Annotated in this window: 1 protein-coding gene and 1 pseudogene; both read left to right on the forward strand. The window is 67.5% G+C overall.

What is annotated here, in order from left to right:
• Positions 1-909, forward strand: a pseudogene (locus AWB68_RS44995) (F0F1 ATP synthase subunit alpha); the annotation flags it as partial.
• On the forward strand, positions 906-1,337 hold a 432-nt coding region (locus AWB68_RS45000; RefSeq protein ID WP_200828981.1), incomplete at its 3' end, for a F0F1 ATP synthase subunit gamma. The pseudogene AWB68_RS44995 and the gene AWB68_RS45000, both read left to right, overlap by 4 nt.

Here is a 1,337-nt window from a genome sequence, read left to right on the forward strand (position 1 = left end):
GCGCCCGAGCGCTGCGTCTTCGTATTTGCATCAGGCGCGGCATCGGCGGGACTGCAATGGATCGCGCCCTTCAGCGCAATGACGATCGCCGAGTACTTTCGCGACCGCGGGCAGCATGCGCTGATCGTGATCGACGACCTGACCAAGCACGCGGCGACCCATCGCGAGCTTGCGTTGCTCACGCGCGAGCCGCCGGGACGCGAGGCGTATCCGGGCGACATCTTCTATCTGCATGCGCGCCTGCTCGAACGTGCCGCGAAGCTGTCGCCGGAGCGCGGCGGCGGGTCGCTCACCGCGTTGCCGATCGCCGAAACCGATGCGGGCAACCTGTCGGCCTACATTCCGACCAACCTGATCTCGATCACCGACGGCCAGATCGTGCTCGACACTGGCCTGTTCGCCGCGAACCAGCGGCCCGCCATCGACGTGGGCCTGAGCGTGAGCCGCGTCGGCGGCAAGGCGCAGACGCCCGCGTTGCGAAAGGTATCGGGCCGCTTGCGCCTCGACTATTCGCAGTTCCTCGAACTGGAGATGTTCTCGCGCTTCGGCGGCCTGACCGACGCGCGCATCAAGGCGCAGGTGGTGCGCGGCCAGCGCATTCGCGCGCTGATTACACAGCCGCGCTTTACGCCGTTGCGCGCGCTCGACGAGGTCGCCGTGCTCGCCGCGCTGGCCGAAGGCGTATTCGACGACTTTCCCGTCGAGCAGATTCCCGTGATGCGGGCCCGGCTTGCGGCGCATCTCGATGCGCACGGCGGGACGGCGGCGGCCGCGTTGAAAGAGAGCGGCACACTCGAACCCGCAGCCCAGGCGACGCTCGTCGCGGCCGTGCGTGACCTCGCTCAGACGTGTGGAACGCCAGCGCCCGCCGCACCCGCAGCGACGCAACCCGACGGGAAGTCTTCATGAGCAACAAGCTCAGCGAGGTTCAGCAGCGCATTTCGAGCGTGCACGAACTCGAATCGGTGGTGAGCGCGATGCGCGGCATCGCGGCGGCCCGTTCGCTCGAAGCGCAGAGCCGCCTCGATGCGATTCGGGCGTGCGCCGGCATGGTCGGTGCCGCGATCGGCGACGCCCTCATGCTCGACCACGGCGACGACAAGCCGGACGAACGTCCGAGACCATTCTCCGATGCAACGCTCGTCATCATCCTGTGCGCCGAACAGGGCTTCGTCGGCACGTTCAACGAACATGTGATCGAGAGCGCGGCGCAGTGCATCGGGCCGCATTCGATCGAGTTTCTGTTGATCGGCAATCGCAGGGCCGGCGTCGCTGCGGAGCACGCACTGACGATCGGCTGGTCCGCGGCGATGGTCGCTCATGCCGACGAAGTCCCG

Source organism: Caballeronia choica, from assembly GCF_001544535.1.
Taxonomy (GTDB): Bacteria; Pseudomonadota; Gammaproteobacteria; order Burkholderiales; family Burkholderiaceae; genus Caballeronia; species Caballeronia choica.